A 19,530-nucleotide genomic window follows, 5' to 3' on the forward strand; every position below is an offset into this window, starting at 1 on the left:
CCAATAAAATCTCCGAATGATCTTCATCACCGCGAAGTTCCGGGTCCTGCCCGAGCACGCCGACCGCTGGACCGAGATCACCGCCGACTTCACCGCGGCGACCCGTGCCGAGCCGGGCTGCCTGTGGTTCGACTGGTCGCGCAGCGTCGACGACCCGAGCGAGTACGTCCTGGTCGAGGCGTTCCGCGACGGCGACGCGGGCGGCGCGCACGTACAGTCGGCGCACTTCAAGGCCGCTCAGCAGACGCTGCCGCCGCACCTGGCCGAGACACCGCGGATCGTGAACTTCGAGGTGCCGCAGGACGACTGGTCGGAGCTCGGGGAGATGGCGGTGCCCGGCCAGGTCTGACCTGGCGGCCTGCGCTGCTCAGCTCTCGGCGACGACCTTGCCGTTGTCCAGGAACTGCTCGAAGGAGCCCCACGGCTGCGTGCCGTCCTTCGACATGATCACCTCGCCGGAGTACTGCGCGAGGTAGACCCGCCGCAGCTTGTCGGTGTGGTTCGGCCCGCTGCGGTGGATCACCACGCTGGAGAACACCGCGATCGAGCCCGCCGGCACGATCACCGGGAGGCCCGGGTCCGAGCCGAAGTAGGCGACCTTGTCGTTCACCCGTGGGTCCTCGATGTGCTTGACGTAGGCGCGGATCCCGGACCGGGAGTACGGCAGCAGGTAGACCGAGCCGTTCTCCTCGGTCACGTCGTCGAGCGCGATCCAGCAGGTGAGGTACGGCTCGTGGTCCTCGTGGACGTACCCGCTGTCCTGGTGCCAGGCGAACGCCGTGTCCGGGTCGCCGGCCTTGACGACGTACTGCTCCCAGAAGAGGTAGGCGTTCTCGCCGATCGTCGCCTTGCAGATCTCGGCCATCAGGTCGCTGAACAGGAACTGCCGAAGCTCGGGCCGATCCTGGTAGATCATCGCGCTGAAGTAACGTTTGCCGCGCGCGTTGATGCCGATCCGGTCGACTCCCCGCGCGTCCATCTCCTGGTCGAGCTTGTCAATCGAGTATTGCGCGCCGCCACGCAGCAGCTCGAGCTGCTCCTCGCTCAGTGCACGCTCGAGGATGAAGTATCCCTCGCGCTGGTACTGCTCGCGCATCGCATCAGTGATCACGACTTCGATGCTAGGTGGAAACAGGCCGGCGAACACAGGCCCGGGTGACCGATCCGTGTCAGCCTTTTGCGGCGGCTTTGCAAGGCCCGTCAGGTCAGCCCGCCGTCGACGGCGATGCTCTGGCCGGTGACCCAGCGGGCCGCGTCGGAGGCCAGGAACCCGATCACGTCGGCTATGTCGTCCGGCCGGCCGAGGCGGCCCATCGGCGTGAGCGCGATGATCTCCTCGACCGGGACACCGGCGGACTTCAGCGCGTCGGTATCGACCTGTCCTGGCAGGACGCTGTTGACGGTGACGGCCCTGGCCGCGACCTCGCGGGAGAACGTGCGTACCAGCTGCTCCCCCGCGGCCTTGCTCGCGGCGTAGAGACCACCGCCGGGGCGGCTGGTCCGGGTGATCGCCGACGACACGAACACGATCCTCCCTCCGTCGCGTACCCGGCCGGCGGCTTCGCGCAACGCCTCGAACGTCGTACGCGCGTTGGCGTCGAACGTCCGCGTGTAGTCGTCGTCGCGTGCCTCGGCGAGCGGCCCGTACGCGAAGCCGTAGGCGTTGTGCACGAACACGTCCAGCCCGCCGAAGTGGCGATCGGCCGCCTCGAACAGCCGGCAAAGCTGCGCGGCTTCGGTCACGTCGGCTCGTACGGCGGTCGCGTGGCCGCCGGAGCCCTCGATGGCCGCGACGACCTGGCCGGCCGCCGTCGCGTCGTCGCGGTAGTTGACGACCACGCACATCCCGTCGTCGGCGAGCTTCAGCGCGGTCGCACGCCCGATTCCCCGTGAGCTGCCCGTAACGATCGCGACCCTTTCGCGCACGATGCACCCTCCTCCATCTAGTCGATACTCTCGATAGTTGAGCTTATCGACTAAATGGTCGATGGTGTCAACTACCCGCTAGGATCGGAGACATGGAGGCGATCCGCACCGACGGCGAGCTCACCGAGAGCCTGCTGGCGCTGGCCTGCATGGTCGACGGCGTCCGGGGCTCGATCAGCCGGGCCGCCGGACTCACGCCGCAGCAGGCGCAGTTGCTCGCGTTCCTGCGTAACGGCGAGCGGACGCACGGGCAGCTCGCGGATCTGCTCCATTGCGACAAGACCAACGTCACCGGCCTCGTCGACCGGCTCGAACGCCGCGACCTCGTCCGCCGCCACCTCGACGACGGCGACCGCCGGGTCACGCGAGTCGCGCTCACCCCGGCCGGCGCGGAGGTCGTCGAACGCTTCCACGCCGACACCACCGCGGTGATCGCCAGGCAGCTCGACACCTGGTCGCGGTCGCGCCGCGACACCTTGACCAAGCTTGCCGGCAGCGCCGCCGAAGCTCTCCAGGCCACCAAAGGGAGGGACGCATGACGCAGCGGAAGCCACCAGGGATGGGTTTCGAGACCTGGATCGACAAGCAGATCCGCGAGGCCGAGGAACGCGGCGAGTTCGACAACCTGCCAGGAGCCGGCAAGCCGATCCCCGACATCGACCGGCCGTACGACGAGATGCGCTGGGTCGCCAACTGGGTGCGGCGAGAGGGCGTACCCACCGAGGCCCTGCTACCGACGCCGTTGCAGCTGCGCAAGGAGATCCACGACCTGCCGGGCGCGGTGCGGTCCCTGCGTACGGAACAAGCCGTTCGCGCGAAGATCGACGAGCTCAACAAACGCATCCGCGACTGGACACTGGTGCCGCGCGGTGGCCCGCAGATCGCGGTCTTCCCGGTCGAAGCCGACGAGGTGGTCGACCAGTGGCGCGCCGACCGAGCCCGCCCGGCCGAAGCCGTGAGCCCAGCCGATACCGCGGCCGCGCAGGACGAGCAGCCGGCACAGCGCAAGCGTTGGTGGCACCGCTTCGGCCGCCGTACGGCCTAGCCTGCTGAGTCAGCGCACCTAGGCGACCGCATCCGCACAGCTCAGCGCCTCGCCGGAAGCGGACTCGCCATGGGTGTGCCGCAGGTGCTCCTCTCCCCAGACGCGGAGGCTTTCCACCACCGGCAGGACGGTCTTTCCGTACGGTGTGAGCCGGTAGATGACAGGCGCCGGGACCGGGCCGGTCGTGAGGCGTTCGACGAGCCCGTCTGACTCGAGCTCGCGCAGCTGCTCCGCCAGCACCTTGGGCGAGATCGGCGCACCCCGGCGCCGGAGCCCGGCGAAGTGGGACTCGCCATGGGCCAGCCAGTACAACAACGTCAGCTTCCACTTGCCACCGATCGCGGCGAACGCCGCGGCCATGGGGCAGCCGGGCAGAGGGTTGGGGCGCGACGGCGGGTAGTTACCTGAAGGTGCGTTCTTGTCCATGGCGTGCTCCGTTCCGGATAGTCGGGGCATGAACATTCACACCCAGTTCGCCGTGCAATGCAAGCGGATCCTGGTCATGGGTTTCTCGCTCATCATCCTGACCGGGTTGGCGGCGGCCAGCAACGCATCGACTGCTCCCGGCAAGTCTCCGGCGGCCGTCGAGGACGGCCAACGGGACTTCGACTGGGAGATCGGCACCTGGCACACCAATGTACGCGTCCTGGCCAATCCGCTCTCTCCGTCCGAAGACGAGTGGTTGCGCTTCGAGGGAACCAGCACAGTGCGTCCGCTCATGGACCGGAGGGCGAACGTCGTCGAGTTCGACGTCTCCGGCCCGAACGGCCGGATCCAGGCCCTCAACCTGCGGCTGTACGAGCCGCAGGCGCGACGCTGGAGCCTGACCTTCACCAACCTCCGCGACGGACTGCTCACGCCGTCGGTGTACGGCGGTTTCCAGGACAACGTGGGCAGGTTCTACGGCGATGACCAGGTGGAGGGACGTCCGATCAAGGTGCGCTTCCTCGTCGTGCGGCAAGGGCCCGACAAGGTCCGGTTCGAGCAGGCGTTCTCGGCCGACGACGGAAAGACCTGGGAGACGAACTGGATCGCGGTGGACCGCCGGGTCCACTGACCACCGGACGGGACGACATGGGACCAAGCCGCGAGCCCGCGGACGGCGCTGCTACTCCGCCTGGGGTTTGGTCCCCGTCTGCTCCGCCTCGGCCTCGGCCGCCTGCCTGGCCTCGGCCGCACGCTTACGGCGCTTGCCCTCGTGCATCGCCTGGACGCGGGCGATCGGGATCGAGCGGCCCTCTTCCACGAGGTCGGCGGGGAGGGTCTGCGGCTTGGGCAGCCGCTCGCCCCACGGGTCGGCGTCGCCGAGCAGGGCAGCCGCGGTGTGGATCGTGAAGTCGGCGGGCTTGATGTTCTCCAGCTGGTCCCAGGCGACCGGGAACGAGACGGGTACGCCCGGTCGCAGTCGCGGGCTGTACGCCGCGACCACGGTCGCTCCGGGGCCGGAGCGGGTGGAGTCGACGAAGACGCGGCCGCCCCGGTCCTCCACGATGAACGCCGTCGTCGCCAGGGCGGGGTCCAGGGCCGCCGCCCGGGCGGCCAGTGCCCGGGTCGCACCGGCCAGCTCGTCGATCGGGGTCTGGTCGTCGACGGGCACGAAGATGTGCACGCCCTTCGCGCCGCTGGTCTTCACCGCGCCCTCCAGGCCCGCCGACGCAAGCGCCTGGCGTACCAGCAACGCTGTCGCCACCACGACCGAGAACGCGGCGCCCTCCGGCGGGTCCAGGTCGAGCACCATGTGGGTCAGCCGGTCGCGCCGCTCGGCCAGCACCAGCCCGGGGTGGTACTCCACCGCGCGCTGGTTGGCGAACCACAGCAGCGTCCTCCGGTCGTCGCACAAGGCGTAGGAGACCTCGCGGTTGGACGCCTCCGACCAGATCGGCACCGACCGGACCCACTCCGGCGTGTACTTCGGCAGGTTCTTCTGCATGAACGGCTTCTGTCCACGCAGCACCCGCATCACCGACAGCGGCCGCCCGCGCAACGCCGGGAGGATCCGCTCCGACACCGCGTCGAGGTAGTCGACCAGGTCGCGCTTGGTCGCCCCGGCGCCCGGAAACAGCTCCTGGTCGAGGTTGGTCAGCGATACACCGTCGCGCTCCTCGCCGGAGCCGGATCCGGAGCCCTTGCTGCTCATAGAGCTCACCCTACGGCTCAGGCGAGGTCGAGGTAGTCCAGCTCGGCGTACCAGGTGTCGTGCCGCAGCCGGATCGTGTTCCAGCCTTCGGACAGCTGTACGTCGATCGCGGCCTCCTGCCAGTTGTCCCAGCCGGTGAACGGGTAGGTGACGGTGCCGGCCGCGGTGCCGTTCACGTACACGCGATGCGTCGCCGCCTGCTGCGTGGAGCCGTCGACGGAGCCGTTGGCGTAACCGACCTTCGCGGTGTAGGAGCCCGACCTCGGCGCGTAGACCCGGAAGTCGACCCAGCTGTCGTCGTAGTCGATGTAGGCCGCCACCGCGTCGCCCGACGCGCTGGACACCGGCTTTCGTACGGTGCAGTGGTTCAGTGTGCCGGCCTCCGCCTCCATCCGGTTCCGCATGCCGCGCACCACCGGCACGCCCTCCGACGCCCAGCCCAGTTCGGCGACGTACAGCGCCCGATAGCCGCCGTCGCGTACGCCGTGGAACACGATGTGGTCGCCCGCGGTCTCGCGGATGATGTCGGCGCCGCCCGGCCCGGCGACCGCGCCGTCGAAGCCGTCGGTCGACAGCAACGGCCGATCCACCTTGGTGTACGGGCCGTCGACCCGGCTCGCTGTGGCGTACCGCGTCGCGTACGTGTCGTTCCAGTACTCTCCCGTGGCGTAGGTGAGCACGTACGTCGAGCCGTGCTTGACGAGCACCGGCGCCTCGACCAGCCAGCCCTCGTTCGCGTCGTTGGAGACGAGTGGCACGCGCGGGCCGGTGAACGTGATCCCGTCCGGCCCGACCGGCTGCAGCCAGATCGTCGTCGGCTCACCGATGGCGTTGCCGTCGTTCTTGTACAGCAGGTACCGCTTGCCGTTGGACTCGACGAAGCTCGACGCGTCGATCGCACCGCCCTCCTCGATCGGGCAGACGAGCGGCTTGGTCCCGACCGGTACGAACGGCCCGCGCGGCGAGTCGGCGAGCGCGGCGCCGATGCACTGGCGGGCCGGGTCGGTGTTGCGCGCGGTGTAGTACAGGAGGAACGTGCCGTCCTTGCGCCGTGACACGTCCGGCGCCCAGGTGAAGCCGGGCGAGGCCCAGGCACCCAGTCGCGGCAGGGCTTCCTCGGCCTGCACGGTCCACGGGCCGTCGATCGACGTGGCAGACGCCGCCGGGAGGGTCCGGCCGCCGGCATTGGTCGAGTAGACGTAGTACGTGCCGTCGACCTTGATGATGTCGGGATCCGGGAAGTCGCGATCCAGCGCGAGCTGCGGCGACTGGGTGGCCAGCGTACTCACTCCAAGCAGGATGGCCGCCATCGAAACGGATGCGGTCACGGGGAGGATGGGCATGACGGCAGTGTGCTTGCTCAACGTTGAAAACGCCAGCGAAACCGGGCGATGAAATCCGGGGGCGGGCGAAGTCCTATGGATATGACCAATACCCGTGAGTCCACGCTGGCCGTACCCGGCGCCGAGCTGTTCTACCAGGTGAGCGGCTCTGGCCCGGTCCTGCTGCTGATCCCCGGCGGGCCGGCCGACCACCACACGTTCGAGGCGATCGTGCCGGTACTGGCCGAGCACTACACCGTCGTGACGTACGACCCGCGCGGCCTGTCCCGAAGCCCGATGGACGACCGCTCGCAGCCGATCACGGTCGAGACGCAGGCCGACGACGCGTCCCGCCTGCTGGCCGCGGTCGGTGCCGGGCCGGCTTACGTGCTCGGCTGCAGCGGCGGCGGCATCACCGCGCTGGCGCTGGCCGTGCTGCACCCGGGGCAGGTGCGCGCACTGGTGGCGCACGAGCCGCCGGTCGTGTCGTTGCTGCCCGAGCCGGAGCCGTCGCAGCAGGCGGCGCAGGGACGCGAGCTGTACGAGACGTACCGCACGGAAGGCGCCGGAGCGGCGATGGCGAAGTTCATGGCGGGTGCCGGCCTCGACCAACCTGAGATGCCCGCCGACCAGCCGCCGCCGAGCCCGGAGTAGCTGGCCGGGATGATGCGCAACTTCGAGGTGTTCTTCGGCCAGATGTTGCTGCCCATGGGCGACTACCGGCTCGACGTGGAGGGCCTGCGCTCCGGCACACCCCGGATCGCGATCGGCGGTGGAGCGGCTTCCAAGGGCCAGCTCGCCGAACGTTGCGCGGCCGCGGTCGCCGGCGCGATCGGCCGGCCACTGCTCGAGTTCCCCGGCGACCACGCCGGCTGCATGACGCACGCCAAGGAGTTCGCCGACGTCCTGCACCGCGAACTCTCCCCCGCCCGCGAATGACCACGTTAACCACGCATTTGGCGGGTTAACCACGCCCCGGGACGTGGCGAAGCATCTACTGGCGTGGCGAACCGCCCGCCCGGCAACGTCAGCTCAGCGCCGCTCGAGCGGCTCCTGCTGCTCGGCGGACCGCACCCGGCGAAGCCGCCGTTCGGTCCAGCCGGGCCAGACGCGCCTGGCGACGTCGACCCGGAGGCGGCCGCCGAGGTGCATGGCGCGCGCCACGCCGCGGTAGCCGGGCAGGATGCCAGAGGCGATCACGATGTGGCCGATCAGCACCGGCGTGATCAGGATCGTCGCCCAGCGGTGGATCTCTCGTAGCACCAGGAATCCCGGCCCGCCCACGACCATCGTGAGGCCGACCCCGCTCCCGACCAGGAGCGCCAGCAGCCCGACGACGATCAGGTTCGCGATCCGCTGACCGGGGTCGAAGTGCCCCTCGTGGCGCGGGAACCGCCCGGTGAACACCGCGGCCGGCCAGCGTAGGAACCATCGCGCGTCGCCGCGGTCGAACCGGACGGACGACCGAACGAACCGGCCCGCGGTCCGCGCGCCGAACGTCACGGCGACCACGGTCAGCCCGGCGAGCGCCCAGCCCACCCAGGTGTGCACGGTCGGATCCGGTACGCCGGTCAGCCGGGCCAGCGGGCTCGGCCGGCCCTCCTGGCCGGCCAGCAACCACCAGCCGGTGAGCAGGAGGACCAGCACGGTCACGTACGTCGCGGCATGGAACCACCGGATCCAGCCGGAGTAGCGCCGGATCCTGGCCGGGGCCGCGGCATGGCTTCGCCGGTTCATCAGTAGTCGTAGCCGCCGTCGTCGGATCCCTTGTCGGAGCCCGAGTCGTCGCTCTTCGAGCCGCCCTGGATGGTCAGGTCGACCTCGCTCTCGGCGCCCGCCGGCGAGTGGTTGGCGTTGCGCAGCGACAGGTGCATGACGTGCTTGCCCGCAGGTGCGTCCTTCACCTGGACGGAGTTCTGCTCGACGATCAGGTAGTCGTCCTCGTTGTCGTCGAAGTACAGGTGGACGTGGTGCTTGCCGGTCGCCTCGTCACCGAGTTGCTCGCTGCTGTCGATCTTGACGGTGAACGGGACCTTGACCGTGGCGTTGGCCTTCGGCGCGGTCGCGGAGACCGTCATGCCGCCATCGGAGTCGGGCACCGCCGCGGTCTCCGCGTCGTTGCCGCTACAGGCTGTGGTCAGGCCGAGTACTGCGATCGCCGCGGCCACGGCGTACTTGTGCAGTCGGTTCATGCCGGTACCTACTGGCCCGGACGGCCGGAGAGATTTCTTCCGGCCGGAGAAATCCAAATTCCGCTGAAATCCGTACTACTTGGTATGACGGTGGCCGACGAGGGTTTGGTGGCGGGTATGGCCGCGGGCGATCCGCAGGCCGCGGCTGCCTTCGTCCGTCGCTACCAGGCCCGGGTCTACGGGCTCGCGCTGACCATCGTCGGCATTCCGGCGACCGCCGAGGAGGTCGCGCAGGAGGCGTTCCTGCGGGCCTGGCGGTTCGCCGGTGGCTACGACCCGAGGCGCGCGGCCGTGGCCACCTGGCTGCTGACGATCACCCGGAACGCCGCGATCGACGTGGCCCGGATCAACCGCGACCAGCCGTACGAGCCCGACGTCGTGCTCGGCATGCTGACCGCACAGGATCGTTCCGACCACTGGCCCGACGTACTCCGCGTCCGGTCGGCCCTGCGAGAGTTGCCACGCGAACAGGCGACCGCCGTGGTGCTGGCTACGTTCTACGGCCTGACCGCGCGCGAGATCGCCGAACGTGAGCAGGTGCCGCTGGGCACGGCGAAGACCCGGATCCGGCTGGGGCTGAACCGGCTCCGTGAGTGGCTCGAGGTGACCGATGACTGATCCGCGCGACTGTGAGCAGGTGCGGCTCGTGCTGGCCGAGCTCGCGACCGGCGCGGCGGCCGGCGACGAACGGGCCGCCGCCCTCCAGCATGTGGCCGGCTGCGAGGCGTGCCGGCAGGAGCTCGCGCAACTGGCCCGCGCCGCCGACGAGTTGCTGCTGCTCGCACCCGAGCGCGAGCCTCCGGCCGGCTTCGAGTCGCGCGTCCTCGCCCGGCTCCAGCAACAACCCGCGCCACGACCGGGTACGACCCCGGACGAAGACACGCCGGACCCGCCGCACCACGCCGACCACCTCGGGACGCCAGGCCCCGCACCCACCAGGCCGCCCGCGGCCGGCGGACCAGGCACTGGACCCGGCCGGGGCGACCGGGCGGACCACTCCCGCTGGTCTCGCCGAACCCGTACGCCCGGCGGCAGCCGACCACAACGGCAGGCCGGACCGCGGTGGCGAGGTGTTCTGAAGGCATTCACGCTCACCGTCGCGTTCCTGCTGGCCGCCGGCATCGGCGTCGGGGCGACCTGGCGTGCCACCTCCGACGACCGCCGGGTCGCCGAGCAGCACCGCAAGACCCTGGAGGTCGCCGGCGGACGCTACCTCGCCGCGATGCCGATCACCGCGTCGTCCGGCGGCCGGAAGGGAACCGCGTTCCTCTACCAGGGCAACCCGTCCTGGATGCTGGTCACGATCACCGGCGCACCCGTCGACGGGCACTACGAAATGCTGGTCGTCGGCCGCGACGGCGTGGTGCATCCCGGCGGAGGCTGCGAGGTCAGCGCCGGTAACGCGACAGCCGGCTACCGGCTCTACCGTCCGGTCTCCGACGTCGCCGCGATCCAGTTGAACGGCCCCGGTGGAGTACGCCTCACCGCACATCGCTGATCGTCGAAGCCGCGTCCGGTGTCGCCGCCGAACTGGACGTCTGATCCCCTACCGTTAGACCTCTGAACATCGATCACTCGATCGGGACAGGGGTGTCCAGCCATGCAACAGCAGGGGTTTCCACCGCCAGTCGACTCCTCGGAGCTCCGGCCGAAGCGGATGTGGTTCCTGGTGGCCGCCGGGATCGCCCTCGCGGGCATCGTCGCCGGTGTGGCCATGCTGGTCTACGGCATCGGCGGTATCGCGCAGCCGATGGACAAGACGTTCGACGAGGGCGAGACCGTCACCGCACGGCTGGACCAGAACACCGCGATCTACCTCGCGACGGACGAAACCGTCATCCGGACCAACTGCACGGCCACGTCCGCCGACGGGAAGCCGGTCCAGGTCGACCCGCCCGGCTACGCCTTCACCAAGACGGCCGACGGGCGTGATTGGCGCCTGATCGGCACGGTCCGGATCACGACACCGGGTGACTACGATCTCGCCTGCACCGAGTCGCCCGGCCCGTACGCACTCGCGGACGAGCCGGACGTCAGCCGCTTCGTGATCGGGCTCGTCGCGTTGTTCGTGGTGTCCGGGCTCGGCATCCTGGTCGGCGGCATCATCGCGATCGTCGTCGGTGTGAAGCGGTCGAACCACCGCCGGCGCCTCACCGACGAACGCCTTCGCGGCCAGGCCGGTCCGACCGGCCGGCCTGGCCCGGCCTGACGCCTACCGCTCGACCACGTACAGCGTGTTGCCGTCGAGGTCGCGGAAGCTGAACATCGGCGGCACGCCCTCCCAGCGCATGACCTCCGCGTCCACGTCGACGCCGCGCGAAACAAGCGCCTCGTGGTCGGCCGTCGCGTCGGACGTCGCCAGCCGGATGCCGGTGTCCTGGCCGACGGGAGAGTCCGGCCCGGCCGGCGCCAGCGCGATCGCGGCCGTCGTACCCGGCAGCGCGACCTCGATCCAGCGCAGTCCGGGAAGCTCCGCGTCCATCCGCTTCTCGAACCCGAGGCTGAGATAGAACTCCAGCGCCTTGTCGTGGTCGGACACCGGAACGGCGACCGCGGCGACACCCGTCAGGTGGGTCTTGCTCGATTCAGTGCTCATGCTCGGATAGACAAGCGGCGCACCCGAAACTCATCGGGGACCCGCGGTCGTCGCCGGGATCAGGTCGGACGTGACCACGGGAGCGGCCCAGCCCGGGTCGTCGTGCGGCCCGCCGGGCCAGCCGGCCAGCACGTACGCGCCCGCGGGAGTACGGAAGCCGACCTTGACCATCCGCTCGCCGATCGCCAGCACCCACGCCGACGCCGGACCGCCCTGCCCGGCGAACGCCTCCGCTGCCTCGGCAGCCGAGCCCGCGACGGCGAAGACAGCCGACTGACCGGACCAGTTCGTCGTCCACCAGGTCGCCCCGACCGGCCGTCCCACCAGGTCCAGCCACCCGGCCAGCTCGTCGGCCGTGGAGTAGTGGCACTCCTGATACAGCACCGGATGCAGCAGCACCGCGGCCGTCGCGGCGAAGTTCTCCGGTCGCGCCACGCAGCGCACCAGGCCGGCCTGGAAGTCGAGGTAGGGCTTGCCGTGCGGCCGGCTCAGTTTTGTCACCCGCGCGACCACGCCACCCGGCACAGCCGTCCGGTCGGAGTCCACCAGATCAACCGACGACCCTGTGAACGCCGATCCGGCATCGCTCAGCCAGCCCGCCAGCTCCCCGACGGTCGAGACCGTTCGGCCGGCATAGCGCGCCAACGCCGGCACGACCCGCACGGACTCCGCGTACGCCGCCGGCTCCACGTCGCACCGCCACCAGTAGCCGTTGCCGGCGGACAGCTCGAAGCTCGACAGGTGCGACAGCCGGACCTCCACCGGCCGGTCGTAGGCCGGGCCGTGCCACGACGCCGGCTCCGGCAGCTCGTCACAGCCCGCCAGCACCGCGAGCTGGTGCAGCCAGTCGCCGAGCTCACCCGGCGTGGCGACCGTCGCGGCCGTACGCAGCCCGGTCGACGGCGACCACGGCTCGGACCACTCGGCCGTGACGTAACAGACGATCAGGAACTCGTTCGACGGAATCGAGGGCCCGCGGCCGTGCTCGCGCACCATCAGCGAGAACGTGCCCGGCGTCACCGACAGCTCGATCCGCCGGGCCTCCCAGTCGTCCCGCAGCAACGCGAGCGCGGCATCCCTGCCGGTCAGAGAGTGGTCGTGCGGCCGGTTGTCGTAACGCATCTCGGTGTTCCAGTGCGCCGTCCAGCGGTCGGCGGGCCGGCCCGCGATCCGGTGCTCCCAGCCGGCCAGCCAGGCGTCCAGTGACGCGCCGTCAGGCGTCGGCCACTCCCGCAGTGAGCCAGGTGCCGCCATCTCAGGCGGCGTCCAGCGCCTGCGCGAAGTCCGTCCACAGGTCCTCGGGATGCTCGATCCCGGCCGCGACCCGTACGGTCGCCGCGCCGATGCCGGCCGCCGCCAGCTCCTCGGCCGACAGCTGCCGGTGCGACGTGCTCGCGGGGTGCAGGACGAGCGTCTTCACCGCACCCAGCGAGGGCGCGAGCGCCGCCAGCTGGATCGCGCCGACGAACCGCGCACCCGCCTCCCGGCCACCGGCCAGGTCGAACGCGAACACGCCGCCGCAGCCGTCCGGGAGCAGCGTGCGGGCCAGCTCGTGGCTCGGATCACCGGGCAACGCGGGATAGCGCACCCGCGACACGGCCGGATGCGACGCCAGGCGTGCCGTCAGCAGCTCGGCGTTCGCGCAGTGCCGCGCCATCCGCAGCGGCAGCGTCTGCAGGCCGCGCAAGGTCAGCCAGGCCGCGAACGGGTCGGCCGAGGCGCCGAGCTCGCTGGCGTACGACCAGATCGTGCGGTGCAGCGCCGCATCGGCGAACACGGCCACACCGCCCAGCACGTCGCCGTGGCCGCTGAGGTACTTCGTCACCGAGTGGACCACGATGTCGGCGCCGTGCTCGATCGGCCGGCACAGCACGGGCGAGGCGAACGTGTTGTCGACGACGCCCACCACGCCCGCGGAACGGGTGATCGCGAACAGCTCCGGCAGGTCGGACACCTGCGACGTCGGGTTGGCGAGCGTCTCGAGGTACATCACCTTGGTGTTCGGCCGCAGCGCGGCCTTCGCCTCGGCCGGGTCATCGCCGGAGATGTAGGTGACGTCGACGTTCCAGCGCTCGGTCAGGTCGTGCAGGACGGAGTGGGTGCCGCCGTACAGCGCGTTCTGCGCGACCACATGGTCGCCGGAGCGCAGCAGGCCGAGCAGCACGGCGCTGATCGCGCCCATGCCGGAGCCGAACGCCAGTGCGCCGGCGCCGCCTTCCAGGCCGGCGACCGCGTCCTCGAGCGAGCGGGTCGTCGGGTTGCCCAGCCGGTTGTAGAAGAAGGCACCGTCCGGGCCCTCGAACGCCTCGGCCATCGCGTCCGCGCTGTCGAAACCGAACAAATGGCCCTGGTACAACGGGACGCCGAGCGGGCGGCTACCGTCCGGCTCGGGAATCGGTACGTGGACGGCACGGGTCTCTGGATGCAGTGGGCTCATGGCACCAGCTTCCCCCACCCGGGCGAGAGGACGAACGCGATAGCTGGACGAAGCCGGGCCGACTCCGCCGCAGCCGCTACCCGTGGGCCGCCGACCTGTTGATCACGCTGCCGTGGCTGCTCGACCTGCTGGGCAACCGGCTCGACCTGTTCGACACGATCGGCGGGTGGGACGACGCGATGCATCTGGTGAACTGGGCTCTGCTCACCGCGGGTTGTGCTGGTCGCGTACGTGCCAGGAGGCGTCAGCCGTGGCATGACGTGCTGCTCGCGCTCGGCAGTCTCGGCGCCCTGCCGGCCGGCCTGATCGTGTCCCAGCTCAGGCGGGCACCGTCCGCCGGCCCACGGAGCGAGGGCTGAACGCCGACGCATGCGTGTCCAGAACGTTCCTCGACACCTGCTCGCACAGCGCCACGACCGACGGCCCGCGCACGCCGACCCGGTAGAGGCCACGCGCGGAAGAGCTCACCACCCGGACCACCCGGCCGGCGGGCAGTTGCCCGGTGTACTCATCGATCAGCTTGGCGGTAAGGGATCTGAGATCATGGCGGATAGCGATGGGGTCCCCGGACATACCTGCTCCCTGCACACTGCGAATTCACGCCCTCGGCCATTGCGCCGTTTCCCCATCAACATGGTCGCTGCCCGGACGCACGACCTCTGAGAGTCGGAACGCCCGGAATCCTGGGACTTTAGTCCCCTTAGCTCCCGTTAGCGCAGTTCGCGCTTGAGGATCTTGCCGGTCGCGGTCATCGGGAACGAGTCGCGGAACTCGATCGAGCGGGGGTACTTGTAGCTCGCCATGTTGTCCTTGCACCAGGCGACCAGCTCGCCGGCCTCGATCTCGGCGTCGGGCTTGCGGATGACGTACGCCTTGACCTCTTCGCCGAGCTCCTCGTCGGCCACGCCGACGACCGCGGCCAGCGAGACCGCCTCGTGCGTCAGCAGCACCTCTTCGATCTCGCGCGGATAGACGTTGTAGCCGGCGCGGATGATCATGTCCTTGGCCCGGTCGATGATGGAGTAATAGCCCTCGGAGTCGACGGTCGCGATGTCGCCGGAACGGAACCAGCCGTCGCGCATCACCTCGGCCGTGGCTTCGGGCTTGTTGTAGTAGCCCTTCATGATGTTGTGCCCGCGGATCGCGATCTCGCCCGGGCCCTCGCCCTCGACGGTGTTCCACTCCTCGTCGACCAGCTTCATCTCGACACCCCAGATCGGGATGCCGATCGTGCCGGCCTTGGTCGGGCGGTCGGGACGGTTGAACGATGCGACCGGGCTGGTCTCCGACAGGCCGTAGCCCTCCAGGATCGAGACGCCGAACGTCGCGGAACAGGCCTTCAGCACCTCCATCGGCAGCGCGGCACCGCCCGACACCGCCGTGTGCAGGTGCTCGAACTCGGTCCCGTCGCCGCTCTTGGCGGCGTTCAGCAGGCCCCAGTACATCGTCGGCACGCCGGCGAAGAACGTCACCTTCTCCTTGCGCATCAGCTCCAGCGCCTGCACGGCGTCGAACCGTGGCATCAGGACGAGCGCCGCGGCCCGCCGGAAGCCCTGGTTCATCATCACGACCTGACCGAAGGCGTGGAACAGCGGCAGCACGGTCAGGAACACGTCGGACTCGGCCCGGCCGAACATCTCGTCGCACACCACGGCGTTGAGCACCATGTTGCTGTGGCTGAGCTCGGCGCCCTTCGGCCGGCCGGTGGTGCCGCTGGTGTAGAGGATCACGGCGGTGTCGTCGGCGGAGGACTGCACGGTCTCGAACTCGCCGGGCAGGTCGGCCAGCGCCTGCCCGAGCGTCTCGCCGACCTCGAGCTCCGGCTCGTCGGCGCTCGGCGCGGCAGGCAGGACGAAGAAGTGCCCGTCGGGCATGGCTTCCTGGAACGCCTGCCGGCCCCGCTCGCCGAGCGGCAGCTCGGGCGTGCCCTCGAAGCAGAAGAACGCCGACACCTGTGAATCCTCAAGGTGGTAAGCGATCTCGCGGGCCTGCAGCAGGACGTTCAACGGCACGACGGCCGCACCGGCCTTCAGGATCCCGAAGTAGACGAACGGGAAGTACGGAAGGTTCGGGCACGCGAGTGCCACCCGGTCCCCCGGCCCGATGCCGCGGGACTTCAGCAGGTTGGCGATCTGGTTGGCGGTCTTGTCGACCTGGGAGTAGGACAGGCGCAGCCCGCCGAACACCACCGCTGTGCGGCGTGGATGCTCTCGTGCGCTGGTTTCGAGCATGGTCGCAAGGTTGAGCATCGCGAACTCCTGAGCACTTCGGTTCTTCCTGCCCCAGGTGAACGACAGGCAGCTTTCAACGTAATCGTGCACTACGCCGACGGCAACCGGACGGCGGGCTCGGTTAGCGCTCAGGTCTGGAGGGTGGGGCTGGGGTTCGGGCGGCGCTCCAGGCTCGGGTCCATGCCGACCATCGGCGAGGGCAGCCACGCCAGCCGGCCGTCCTCCTTGTAGACAACGGGAACCGCGCCCGCGATGGCGTAGCCCAGGTCACCATCGACCAGGTGCTCGCGCGCGCCGACCGTGAAGACGTACATCGTGTCGTTCTCGACGATCGCGCGGTCGTCGAGGCAGTACGTGCCGACCGACCAGCCCGGCTCGGACGCCTCGCGCACCAGCTCGCGGGCGGCTTCGTAGGTGATGCTCATGGGGCGGGTGCACTCCGTTGCGTGGCGTACTTGGGCACGACTCCGTCGGGAGCCGGAAGATCGTCCAGCCTGACATACTGCGGATCGACGCCGTTCTGGAAGTACTTCGAGGCGTCGACCGTGTTGTTCTGGGCATCGACGTAATAGACCTTCCCGCCGACGTTCTCGACGTTGAACACGTGCCCGCCGCCGTTCTTCCACTCCAGGTAGACCACGCCGCGCGAGCCCGGACCGTAATCCTGGAACGCCTGCTCGATGTCGGACTGGCTGCCGTTGGTGAAGTCGCGGCCCCAGGTGCCGGTGAGATCGGACAGCGGACGGCCGCCGTTCGGCCACATCTCCGCAGGCAGCCCGGTCGCCTCGACGTCCATGCCGCGGCGGCGCAACTCGTACGCCTGCACGACGTTGACGCAGTTGGCGGCGTAGGCCGGGTCGTTCGGATCGAAGTTCGGGTTGACCTTGCGCAGGTCGTCGAGCAGGCCGTCCAGCACCTTCTGGTCGGCGGCCGCCCGGCGCTTCGCGCTCTCCGCCGAGACGGCCTTCAGCAGGTCCTTCGCCTTGCCCAGTAGGGCTGCGACGCTCTTCTGGACGACGTCGACGAGCTTGCCGGACAAGGCGGTGCACGTCTCCCGGACGTCGCGGACCAGATCCGGGATCGCCGCCGTGCTCGCGCCGAACGTGGCGGTCGCGGCGGCCAGCGCGGCCGAGACCAGCCAGGCGAGGTTGGCCAGCTGCATGACGAGAGCGATCTTCATGGCCAGCGTCGCCGCCGCGAAGACGATCAGCGCGCCACCGATCACGGTCGCGGCGAGGGCGTCGTCGGCAAGGCGGTGTTGCGGTCCTTCGTCAGCCGTCCACCAGCGTTCGAACGCCTGGGCGGCCTTTCCTTCGTTCCGGTCCCAGATCTGGGCAGCGGTGTCGTTGGCCCGCTCGGCGATCGGGCGCAACGTGGCGGCGAAGCCCAGCCAGGTCTGCGCGGCTTCGTAGAGCTTGGTCTCGTCGGCCTTCGGCCAGGCCAGCCCGACCCACCCCAGGGGCTCGGTGAGCCACCCCGGCAGCTCCAAACCCACTGTCAGCGCTCCAGCTTCCGGCCGAACCGGGCCAGCTTCTCCGCGCCGGCCTGCTCGTTCTCGGTGGACTGGGCAGCCCAGGCGGCCAGTCGCTCGGCGGCGGTGACCAACTGGCCGGAGTGGGAGCCGAGCGTGTCGATGGCGTGCTGGAGCACGTCGGAGTAGATCTCGCCGAACGCGTTGCCCGGCTCGTCGTCGCCCCAGGGATGCTGGCTGCCGACGGTCTTCTGCAGGCCGGTCAACTCCTCGGCCAGGTCTTCGGCGCACCGGCCGATCTTCCACGCGGAACTGGCGATCTGCTCGACGTCTTCGATGGCCGCCATCGCGGTCACTGCCGATCCAGCCGCCGCGACAGCCCGTCGACTGTCGCCGTCAGCTCGGAGAGCGTGCGCTGGGCTCCGGAGCTGATCTCGTCGAGTGTGGCCCGCACGTTGTCGCGGGTGTCTTCGGCGCCGCCGACCGATCGCGGCGGGTTGGTGGCCAGTTGCTCCTGGACGGCCGAGCGGGCCTGGCCGAACGCCAGGAGCACGGCGTCGGAGAGGTCTTCGGAAGCCAGCCGCATCGCCTTCGGGGCGATGACGAGGCCCGTGATGTCGCCGGTGCCGTCGACCTCGACCCGGACGAGCCCGTTCGCGGCCTCGCCGGCGCCGTTGACGCGAGCTAACTCCTGGAGCAGACCGGAGACCGGATCGGTGCCAGAACTCACGTCCAACCCCCGTCCGTGTCCGTACCGCGCGGTGTCCCTGGAGACATTAGGCACGTTTGCGAAGCCGAGTCAACACCGCGGGTTAGGAGTGGCCAGATCGCTCGGCTTGGTCGGACTTCGCCCTGGCGTCGACCTCGCCGGGGTCGGCGATCCGCAAGAGCTCGCGGTGCAGGTCCTGCCGGACGGCGGCGAAGCCCGGCTCCGCGGCCAGGTCGATACACTCGTCCGGATCGGTGTCGAGGTCGAACAGCTGCGGCTCGGCGCCGCCGGCGTAGGCGCAGTACTTGTAGCGGCCCCTGCGAAGCATGAACCCGCCGTTCAGCATGCCCTGGGCGTGGTACTCGGCGAACACCGCGCGGTCCGGCAGCGGCAGGTCGAGCAGGCTGCGGCCCGGCAGGCCCGGAGCCGGATCCAGTCCGGCCAGGTCGAGCAGCGTCGGCAGGACGTCAAGCTGGCTTACCGATTCCCGGATCCGCGCCGGTTCGCGGCCGGGCAGCCGGAGGATCAACGGCACCCGGACGGCCGGTTCGTAGAAGCACTGCTTCTGCCAGATGCCGTGGAGGCCGGCCATCTCCCCGTGGTCGCTGGTGTAGAGCACAACGGTGTCGTCGTCGACGGCGGCCAGCAGCCGGCCGACCTGGTGGTCCAGATGGGTGACGAGCGCCAGGTAGGACGCCGTCGCCCGCCTCGCCACCTCCTCCGGGATCGGCTCGTCGTTGCGGAAACCCTTGCGGAGCTGGGCGATGACCGGATGCTGGCCTTCGATCGGCTCCTGCCAGGTCGGCGGCAGCTCGACGTCCGCCGGGTCGTAACGGTCGGCGAACTCCTTGGGTGCCAGCAACGGGAAGTGCGGGTGCATGTAGCCGACGTACAGCAGGAACGGGTCACTGTCGGGCCGGCGGCCGGCGAGGAAGTCGATGGCGCGATCGGTCGTCGTGACGTCGTGCCGCGTGTGCACGTGGTCGCCAGGCCCGCACTCCGTTACGTGCGAGTTGCCGGGCCGGCGCCAGTCCGCCGTTCGCCGCGGTGGGCGGCCGGAGTGGTCGAGCCAGAAGTCGAGGTCGTCGGAGAGCCGCCGGTCGAAGCCGAGCAAGCGGTCCGGGCCGTTGAAGTGCGTCCGGCCGGCCAGCACGCACTCGTAGCCCGCCGGCCGGAGATGGTGTGCCCAGGTGCGGTAGGTCACCGGGTCGGGGACGACGCCGTTGTCCCAGGCGCCGAGCTCGTGGACGTAGCGGCCGGACAGCAGCGAGAGCCTCGAAGGCACGCACATCGGGCTTGTGCAGTAGGCGTTGTCGTAGGTCCACCCACGCTCGCTCAGCCGGTCGAGGTTGGGTGACTGCACGGACGGGTGGCCGTAGCAACCCAGTGTGGACGCGGCGTGCTCGTCGCTCAGCACGACGACGACGTTCGGTGGGTGTCCCGGCATCTCCGCAAGACTAGTCT

The 19,530-nt window shown here is 70.0% G+C and carries 27 protein-coding genes; 10 read left to right on the forward strand and 17 right to left on the reverse strand.

Going from position 1 to position 19,530, the window contains the following annotated elements; translation table 11 throughout:
- Positions 1 to 16: 16 nt before the first annotated feature.
- Positions 17 to 349: a putative quinol monooxygenase gene (locus ACYVF6_RS13105; protein WP_460520695.1), complete on the forward strand. Its 333-nt coding sequence runs from the start codon at positions 17 to 19 to the stop codon at positions 347 to 349.
- Between the two features lie 18 nt (positions 350 to 367).
- Here ACYVF6_RS13105 and ACYVF6_RS13110 read toward each other — a convergent pair whose 3' ends face one another.
- Positions 368 to 1,111 carry a phytanoyl-CoA dioxygenase family protein gene (locus ACYVF6_RS13110; protein ID WP_460520697.1) on the reverse strand — a complete coding sequence of 248 codons (744 nt, stop codon included), beginning with the start codon at positions 1,109 to 1,111 and terminating at the stop codon, positions 368 to 370.
- An 89-nt stretch (positions 1,112 to 1,200) separates the two neighbouring features.
- Positions 1,201 to 1,926, reverse strand: a complete 726-nt coding sequence (locus ACYVF6_RS13115; RefSeq protein WP_460520699.1) for a Rossmann-fold NAD(P)-binding domain-containing protein — start codon at positions 1,924 to 1,926, stop codon at positions 1,201 to 1,203.
- A gap of 92 nt (positions 1,927 to 2,018) precedes the next feature.
- On the opposite strand from ACYVF6_RS13115, the gene ACYVF6_RS13120 reads away from it, so the two are divergent.
- Together ACYVF6_RS13120 and ACYVF6_RS13125 are read left to right on the forward strand one after the other, a co-directional pair.
- Complete coding sequence (locus ACYVF6_RS13120; protein ID WP_460520701.1) at positions 2,019 to 2,465, forward strand: MarR family winged helix-turn-helix transcriptional regulator; 447 nt, start codon at positions 2,019 to 2,021, stop codon at positions 2,463 to 2,465.
- On the forward strand, positions 2,462 to 2,971 hold the full coding sequence (locus tag ACYVF6_RS13125) for a DnaJ family domain-containing protein (RefSeq protein ID WP_460520703.1): 510 nt from the start codon (positions 2,462 to 2,464) through the stop codon (positions 2,969 to 2,971). The genes ACYVF6_RS13120 and ACYVF6_RS13125 overlap by 4 nt, the downstream gene beginning before the upstream one ends.
- Positions 2,972 to 2,989: 18 nt before the next feature.
- Here ACYVF6_RS13125 and ACYVF6_RS13130 read toward each other — a convergent pair whose 3' ends face one another.
- A complete protein-coding gene (locus ACYVF6_RS13130) occupies positions 2,990 to 3,397 on the reverse strand; it encodes a winged helix-turn-helix transcriptional regulator (protein ID WP_460520705.1) in 408 nt (135 codons plus the stop codon).
- Between the two features lie 28 nt (positions 3,398 to 3,425).
- Here ACYVF6_RS13130 and ACYVF6_RS13135 point away from each other — a divergent pair, with 28 nt between their 5' ends.
- Entirely contained in the window at positions 3,426 to 4,028 is a 603-nt protein-coding gene (locus tag ACYVF6_RS13135) for a hypothetical protein (protein WP_460520707.1), read from the forward strand.
- Positions 4,029 to 4,079: 51 nt separating this feature from the next.
- Here ACYVF6_RS13135 and ligD read toward each other — a convergent pair whose 3' ends face one another.
- Both ligD and ACYVF6_RS13145 read right to left on the reverse strand, forming a co-directional pair.
- On the reverse strand, positions 4,080 to 5,108 hold the full coding sequence (ligD, locus tag ACYVF6_RS13140; RefSeq protein WP_460520709.1) for a DNA polymerase domain-containing protein: 1,029 nt from the start codon (positions 5,106 to 5,108) through the stop codon (positions 4,080 to 4,082).
- A 17-nt stretch (positions 5,109 to 5,125) separates the two neighbouring features.
- Entirely contained in the window at positions 5,126 to 6,451 is a 1,326-nt protein-coding gene (locus ACYVF6_RS13145; RefSeq protein ID WP_460520711.1) for a family 43 glycosylhydrolase, read from the reverse strand.
- A gap of 81 nt (positions 6,452 to 6,532) precedes the next feature.
- On the opposite strand from ACYVF6_RS13145, the gene ACYVF6_RS13150 reads away from it, so the two are divergent.
- Both ACYVF6_RS13150 and ACYVF6_RS13155 read left to right on the forward strand, forming a co-directional pair.
- Positions 6,533 to 7,084: an alpha/beta fold hydrolase gene (locus tag ACYVF6_RS13150; protein ID WP_460520713.1), complete on the forward strand. Its 552-nt coding sequence runs from the start codon at positions 6,533 to 6,535 to the stop codon at positions 7,082 to 7,084.
- A 9-nt stretch (positions 7,085 to 7,093) separates the two neighbouring features.
- Positions 7,094 to 7,369, forward strand: coding sequence for a hypothetical protein (locus tag ACYVF6_RS13155; protein WP_460520715.1), 276 nt, complete (start codon positions 7,094 to 7,096; stop codon positions 7,367 to 7,369).
- Positions 7,370 to 7,462: 93 nt separating this feature from the next.
- Here ACYVF6_RS13155 and ACYVF6_RS13160 read toward each other — a convergent pair whose 3' ends face one another.
- Together ACYVF6_RS13160 and ACYVF6_RS13165 are read right to left on the reverse strand one after the other, a co-directional pair.
- Complete coding sequence (locus tag ACYVF6_RS13160; protein WP_460520717.1) at positions 7,463 to 8,167, reverse strand: cytochrome b/b6 domain-containing protein; 705 nt, start codon at positions 8,165 to 8,167, stop codon at positions 7,463 to 7,465.
- The gene (locus tag ACYVF6_RS13165; protein WP_460520719.1) at positions 8,167 to 8,622 is read right to left on the reverse strand and encodes a DcrB/PsbP domain-containing protein; all 456 of its coding nucleotides are present in this window, start codon (positions 8,620 to 8,622) and stop codon (positions 8,167 to 8,169) included. The genes ACYVF6_RS13160 and ACYVF6_RS13165 overlap by 1 nt, the downstream gene beginning before the upstream one ends.
- 84 nt (positions 8,623 to 8,706) lie before the next feature.
- Between ACYVF6_RS13165 and ACYVF6_RS13170 the strand changes: the two genes are divergently transcribed.
- The 3 genes from ACYVF6_RS13170 to ACYVF6_RS13180 all read left to right on the forward strand — a co-directional run bounded on the left by ACYVF6_RS13170 (position 8,707) and on the right by ACYVF6_RS13180 (position 10,831).
- Positions 8,707 to 9,240, forward strand: a complete 534-nt coding sequence (locus ACYVF6_RS13170; RefSeq protein WP_460520721.1) for a sigma-70 family RNA polymerase sigma factor — start codon at positions 8,707 to 8,709, stop codon at positions 9,238 to 9,240.
- Positions 9,233 to 10,120 (forward strand): anti-sigma factor family protein, encoded by an 888-nt coding sequence (locus tag ACYVF6_RS13175; RefSeq protein ID WP_460520723.1) that lies wholly within the window; start codon positions 9,233 to 9,235, stop codon positions 10,118 to 10,120. Before ACYVF6_RS13170 ends, ACYVF6_RS13175 begins: the two co-directional genes overlap by 8 nt.
- Positions 10,121 to 10,222: 102 nt before the next feature.
- The gene (locus ACYVF6_RS13180; protein WP_460520725.1) at positions 10,223 to 10,831 is read left to right on the forward strand and encodes a hypothetical protein; all 609 of its coding nucleotides are present in this window, start codon (positions 10,223 to 10,225) and stop codon (positions 10,829 to 10,831) included.
- A gap of 3 nt (positions 10,832 to 10,834) precedes the next feature.
- Here the strand turns inward: ACYVF6_RS13180 and ACYVF6_RS13185 are convergent, their stop codons facing one another.
- The 3 genes from ACYVF6_RS13185 to ACYVF6_RS13195 are packed head-to-tail and all read right to left on the reverse strand — an operon-like array spanning position 10,835 to position 13,655.
- Positions 10,835 to 11,218 (reverse strand): VOC family protein, encoded by a 384-nt coding sequence (locus ACYVF6_RS13185; RefSeq protein ID WP_460520727.1) that lies wholly within the window; start codon positions 11,216 to 11,218, stop codon positions 10,835 to 10,837.
- Between the two features lie 30 nt (positions 11,219 to 11,248).
- On the reverse strand, positions 11,249 to 12,472 hold the full coding sequence (locus ACYVF6_RS13190) for a hypothetical protein (RefSeq protein WP_460520729.1): 1,224 nt from the start codon (positions 12,470 to 12,472) through the stop codon (positions 11,249 to 11,251).
- A gap of 1 nt (position 12,473) precedes the next feature.
- Complete coding sequence (locus ACYVF6_RS13195) at positions 12,474 to 13,655, reverse strand: trans-sulfuration enzyme family protein (RefSeq protein WP_460520731.1); 1,182 nt, start codon at positions 13,653 to 13,655, stop codon at positions 12,474 to 12,476.
- Between the two features lie 98 nt (positions 13,656 to 13,753).
- Here ACYVF6_RS13195 and ACYVF6_RS13200 point away from each other — a divergent pair, with 98 nt between their 5' ends.
- Positions 13,754 to 14,014, forward strand: a complete 261-nt coding sequence (locus ACYVF6_RS13200; RefSeq protein ID WP_460520733.1) for a hypothetical protein — start codon at positions 13,754 to 13,756, stop codon at positions 14,012 to 14,014.
- Here ACYVF6_RS13200 and ACYVF6_RS13205 read toward each other — a convergent pair.
- From ACYVF6_RS13205 to ACYVF6_RS13235, 7 genes are all read right to left on the reverse strand, one after another.
- Entirely contained in the window at positions 13,974 to 14,228 is a 255-nt protein-coding gene (locus tag ACYVF6_RS13205) for a hypothetical protein (protein WP_460520735.1), read from the reverse strand. The two genes, ACYVF6_RS13200 and ACYVF6_RS13205, sit on opposite strands and share 41 nt — an antisense overlap.
- Before the next feature lie 137 nt (positions 14,229 to 14,365).
- Complete coding sequence (locus ACYVF6_RS13210; RefSeq protein WP_460520737.1) at positions 14,366 to 15,904, reverse strand: long-chain-fatty-acid--CoA ligase; 1,539 nt, start codon at positions 15,902 to 15,904, stop codon at positions 14,366 to 14,368.
- A gap of 110 nt (positions 15,905 to 16,014) precedes the next feature.
- A complete protein-coding gene (locus tag ACYVF6_RS13215) occupies positions 16,015 to 16,311 on the reverse strand; it encodes a hypothetical protein (RefSeq protein WP_460520739.1) in 297 nt (98 codons plus the stop codon).
- The gene (locus ACYVF6_RS13220) at positions 16,308 to 17,381 is read right to left on the reverse strand and encodes a toxin glutamine deamidase domain-containing protein (protein WP_460520741.1); all 1,074 of its coding nucleotides are present in this window, start codon (positions 17,379 to 17,381) and stop codon (positions 16,308 to 16,310) included. Before ACYVF6_RS13220 ends, ACYVF6_RS13215 begins: the two co-directional genes overlap by 4 nt.
- Before the next feature lie 2 nt (positions 17,382 to 17,383).
- Entirely contained in the window at positions 17,384 to 17,704 is a 321-nt protein-coding gene (locus tag ACYVF6_RS13225; RefSeq protein WP_460520743.1) for a hypothetical protein, read from the reverse strand.
- A gap of 5 nt (positions 17,705 to 17,709) precedes the next feature.
- A complete protein-coding gene (locus ACYVF6_RS13230; RefSeq protein WP_460520745.1) occupies positions 17,710 to 18,087 on the reverse strand; it encodes a YbaB/EbfC family nucleoid-associated protein in 378 nt (125 codons plus the stop codon).
- Between the two features lie 82 nt (positions 18,088 to 18,169).
- A complete protein-coding gene (locus tag ACYVF6_RS13235; protein ID WP_460520747.1) occupies positions 18,170 to 19,513 on the reverse strand; it encodes a sulfatase-like hydrolase/transferase in 1,344 nt (447 codons plus the stop codon).
- Positions 19,514 to 19,530 lie beyond the last annotated feature (17 nt).

Source organism: Flindersiella endophytica (assembly GCF_054779015.1).

Bases quoted from the DNA above. Each gene is read 5' to 3' on its own strand.
- ACYVF6_RS13195 (WP_460520731.1), bottom strand. From the start codon at position 13,655: ATGAGCCCACTGCATCCAGAGACCCGTGCCGTCCACGTACCGATTCCC.
- ACYVF6_RS13145 (WP_460520711.1), bottom strand. From the start codon at position 6,451: ATGCCCATCCTCCCCGTGACCGCATCCGTTTCGATGGCGGCCATCCTG.
- ACYVF6_RS13215 (WP_460520739.1), bottom strand. From the start codon at position 16,311: ATGAGCATCACCTACGAAGCCGCCCGCGAGCTGGTGCGCGAGGCGTCC.
- ACYVF6_RS13165 (WP_460520719.1), bottom strand. From the start codon at position 8,622: ATGAACCGACTGCACAAGTACGCCGTGGCCGCGGCGATCGCAGTACTC.
- ACYVF6_RS13185 (WP_460520727.1), bottom strand. From the start codon at position 11,218: ATGAGCACTGAATCGAGCAAGACCCACCTGACGGGTGTCGCCGCGGTC.
- ACYVF6_RS13125 (WP_460520703.1), top strand. From the start codon at position 2,462: ATGACGCAGCGGAAGCCACCAGGGATGGGTTTCGAGACCTGGATCGAC.
- ACYVF6_RS13105 (WP_460520695.1), top strand. From the start codon at position 17: ATGATCTTCATCACCGCGAAGTTCCGGGTCCTGCCCGAGCACGCCGAC.
- ACYVF6_RS13175 (WP_460520723.1), top strand. From the start codon at position 9,233: ATGACTGATCCGCGCGACTGTGAGCAGGTGCGGCTCGTGCTGGCCGAG.
- ACYVF6_RS13130 (WP_460520705.1), bottom strand. From the start codon at position 3,397: ATGGACAAGAACGCACCTTCAGGTAACTACCCGCCGTCGCGCCCCAAC.
- ACYVF6_RS13135 (WP_460520707.1), top strand. From the start codon at position 3,426: ATGAACATTCACACCCAGTTCGCCGTGCAATGCAAGCGGATCCTGGTC.
- ACYVF6_RS13120 (WP_460520701.1), top strand. From the start codon at position 2,019: ATGGAGGCGATCCGCACCGACGGCGAGCTCACCGAGAGCCTGCTGGCG.
- ACYVF6_RS13190 (WP_460520729.1), bottom strand. From the start codon at position 12,472: ATGGCGGCACCTGGCTCACTGCGGGAGTGGCCGACGCCTGACGGCGCG.
- ligD (WP_460520709.1), bottom strand. From the start codon at position 5,108: ATGAGCAGCAAGGGCTCCGGATCCGGCTCCGGCGAGGAGCGCGACGGT.
- ACYVF6_RS13170 (WP_460520721.1), top strand. From the start codon at position 8,707: ATGACGGTGGCCGACGAGGGTTTGGTGGCGGGTATGGCCGCGGGCGAT.
- ACYVF6_RS13160 (WP_460520717.1), bottom strand. From the start codon at position 8,167: ATGAACCGGCGAAGCCATGCCGCGGCCCCGGCCAGGATCCGGCGCTAC.
- ACYVF6_RS13235 (WP_460520747.1), bottom strand. From the start codon at position 19,513: ATGCCGGGACACCCACCGAACGTCGTCGTCGTGCTGAGCGACGAGCAC.
- ACYVF6_RS13205 (WP_460520735.1), bottom strand. From the start codon at position 14,228: ATGTCCGGGGACCCCATCGCTATCCGCCATGATCTCAGATCCCTTACC.
- ACYVF6_RS13150 (WP_460520713.1), top strand. From the start codon at position 6,533: ATGACCAATACCCGTGAGTCCACGCTGGCCGTACCCGGCGCCGAGCTG.
- ACYVF6_RS13155 (WP_460520715.1), top strand. From the start codon at position 7,094: ATGATGCGCAACTTCGAGGTGTTCTTCGGCCAGATGTTGCTGCCCATG.
- ACYVF6_RS13180 (WP_460520725.1), top strand. From the start codon at position 10,223: ATGCAACAGCAGGGGTTTCCACCGCCAGTCGACTCCTCGGAGCTCCGG.
- ACYVF6_RS13210 (WP_460520737.1), bottom strand. From the start codon at position 15,904: ATGCTCAACCTTGCGACCATGCTCGAAACCAGCGCACGAGAGCATCCA.
- ACYVF6_RS13225 (WP_460520743.1), bottom strand. From the start codon at position 17,704: ATGGCGGCCATCGAAGACGTCGAGCAGATCGCCAGTTCCGCGTGGAAG.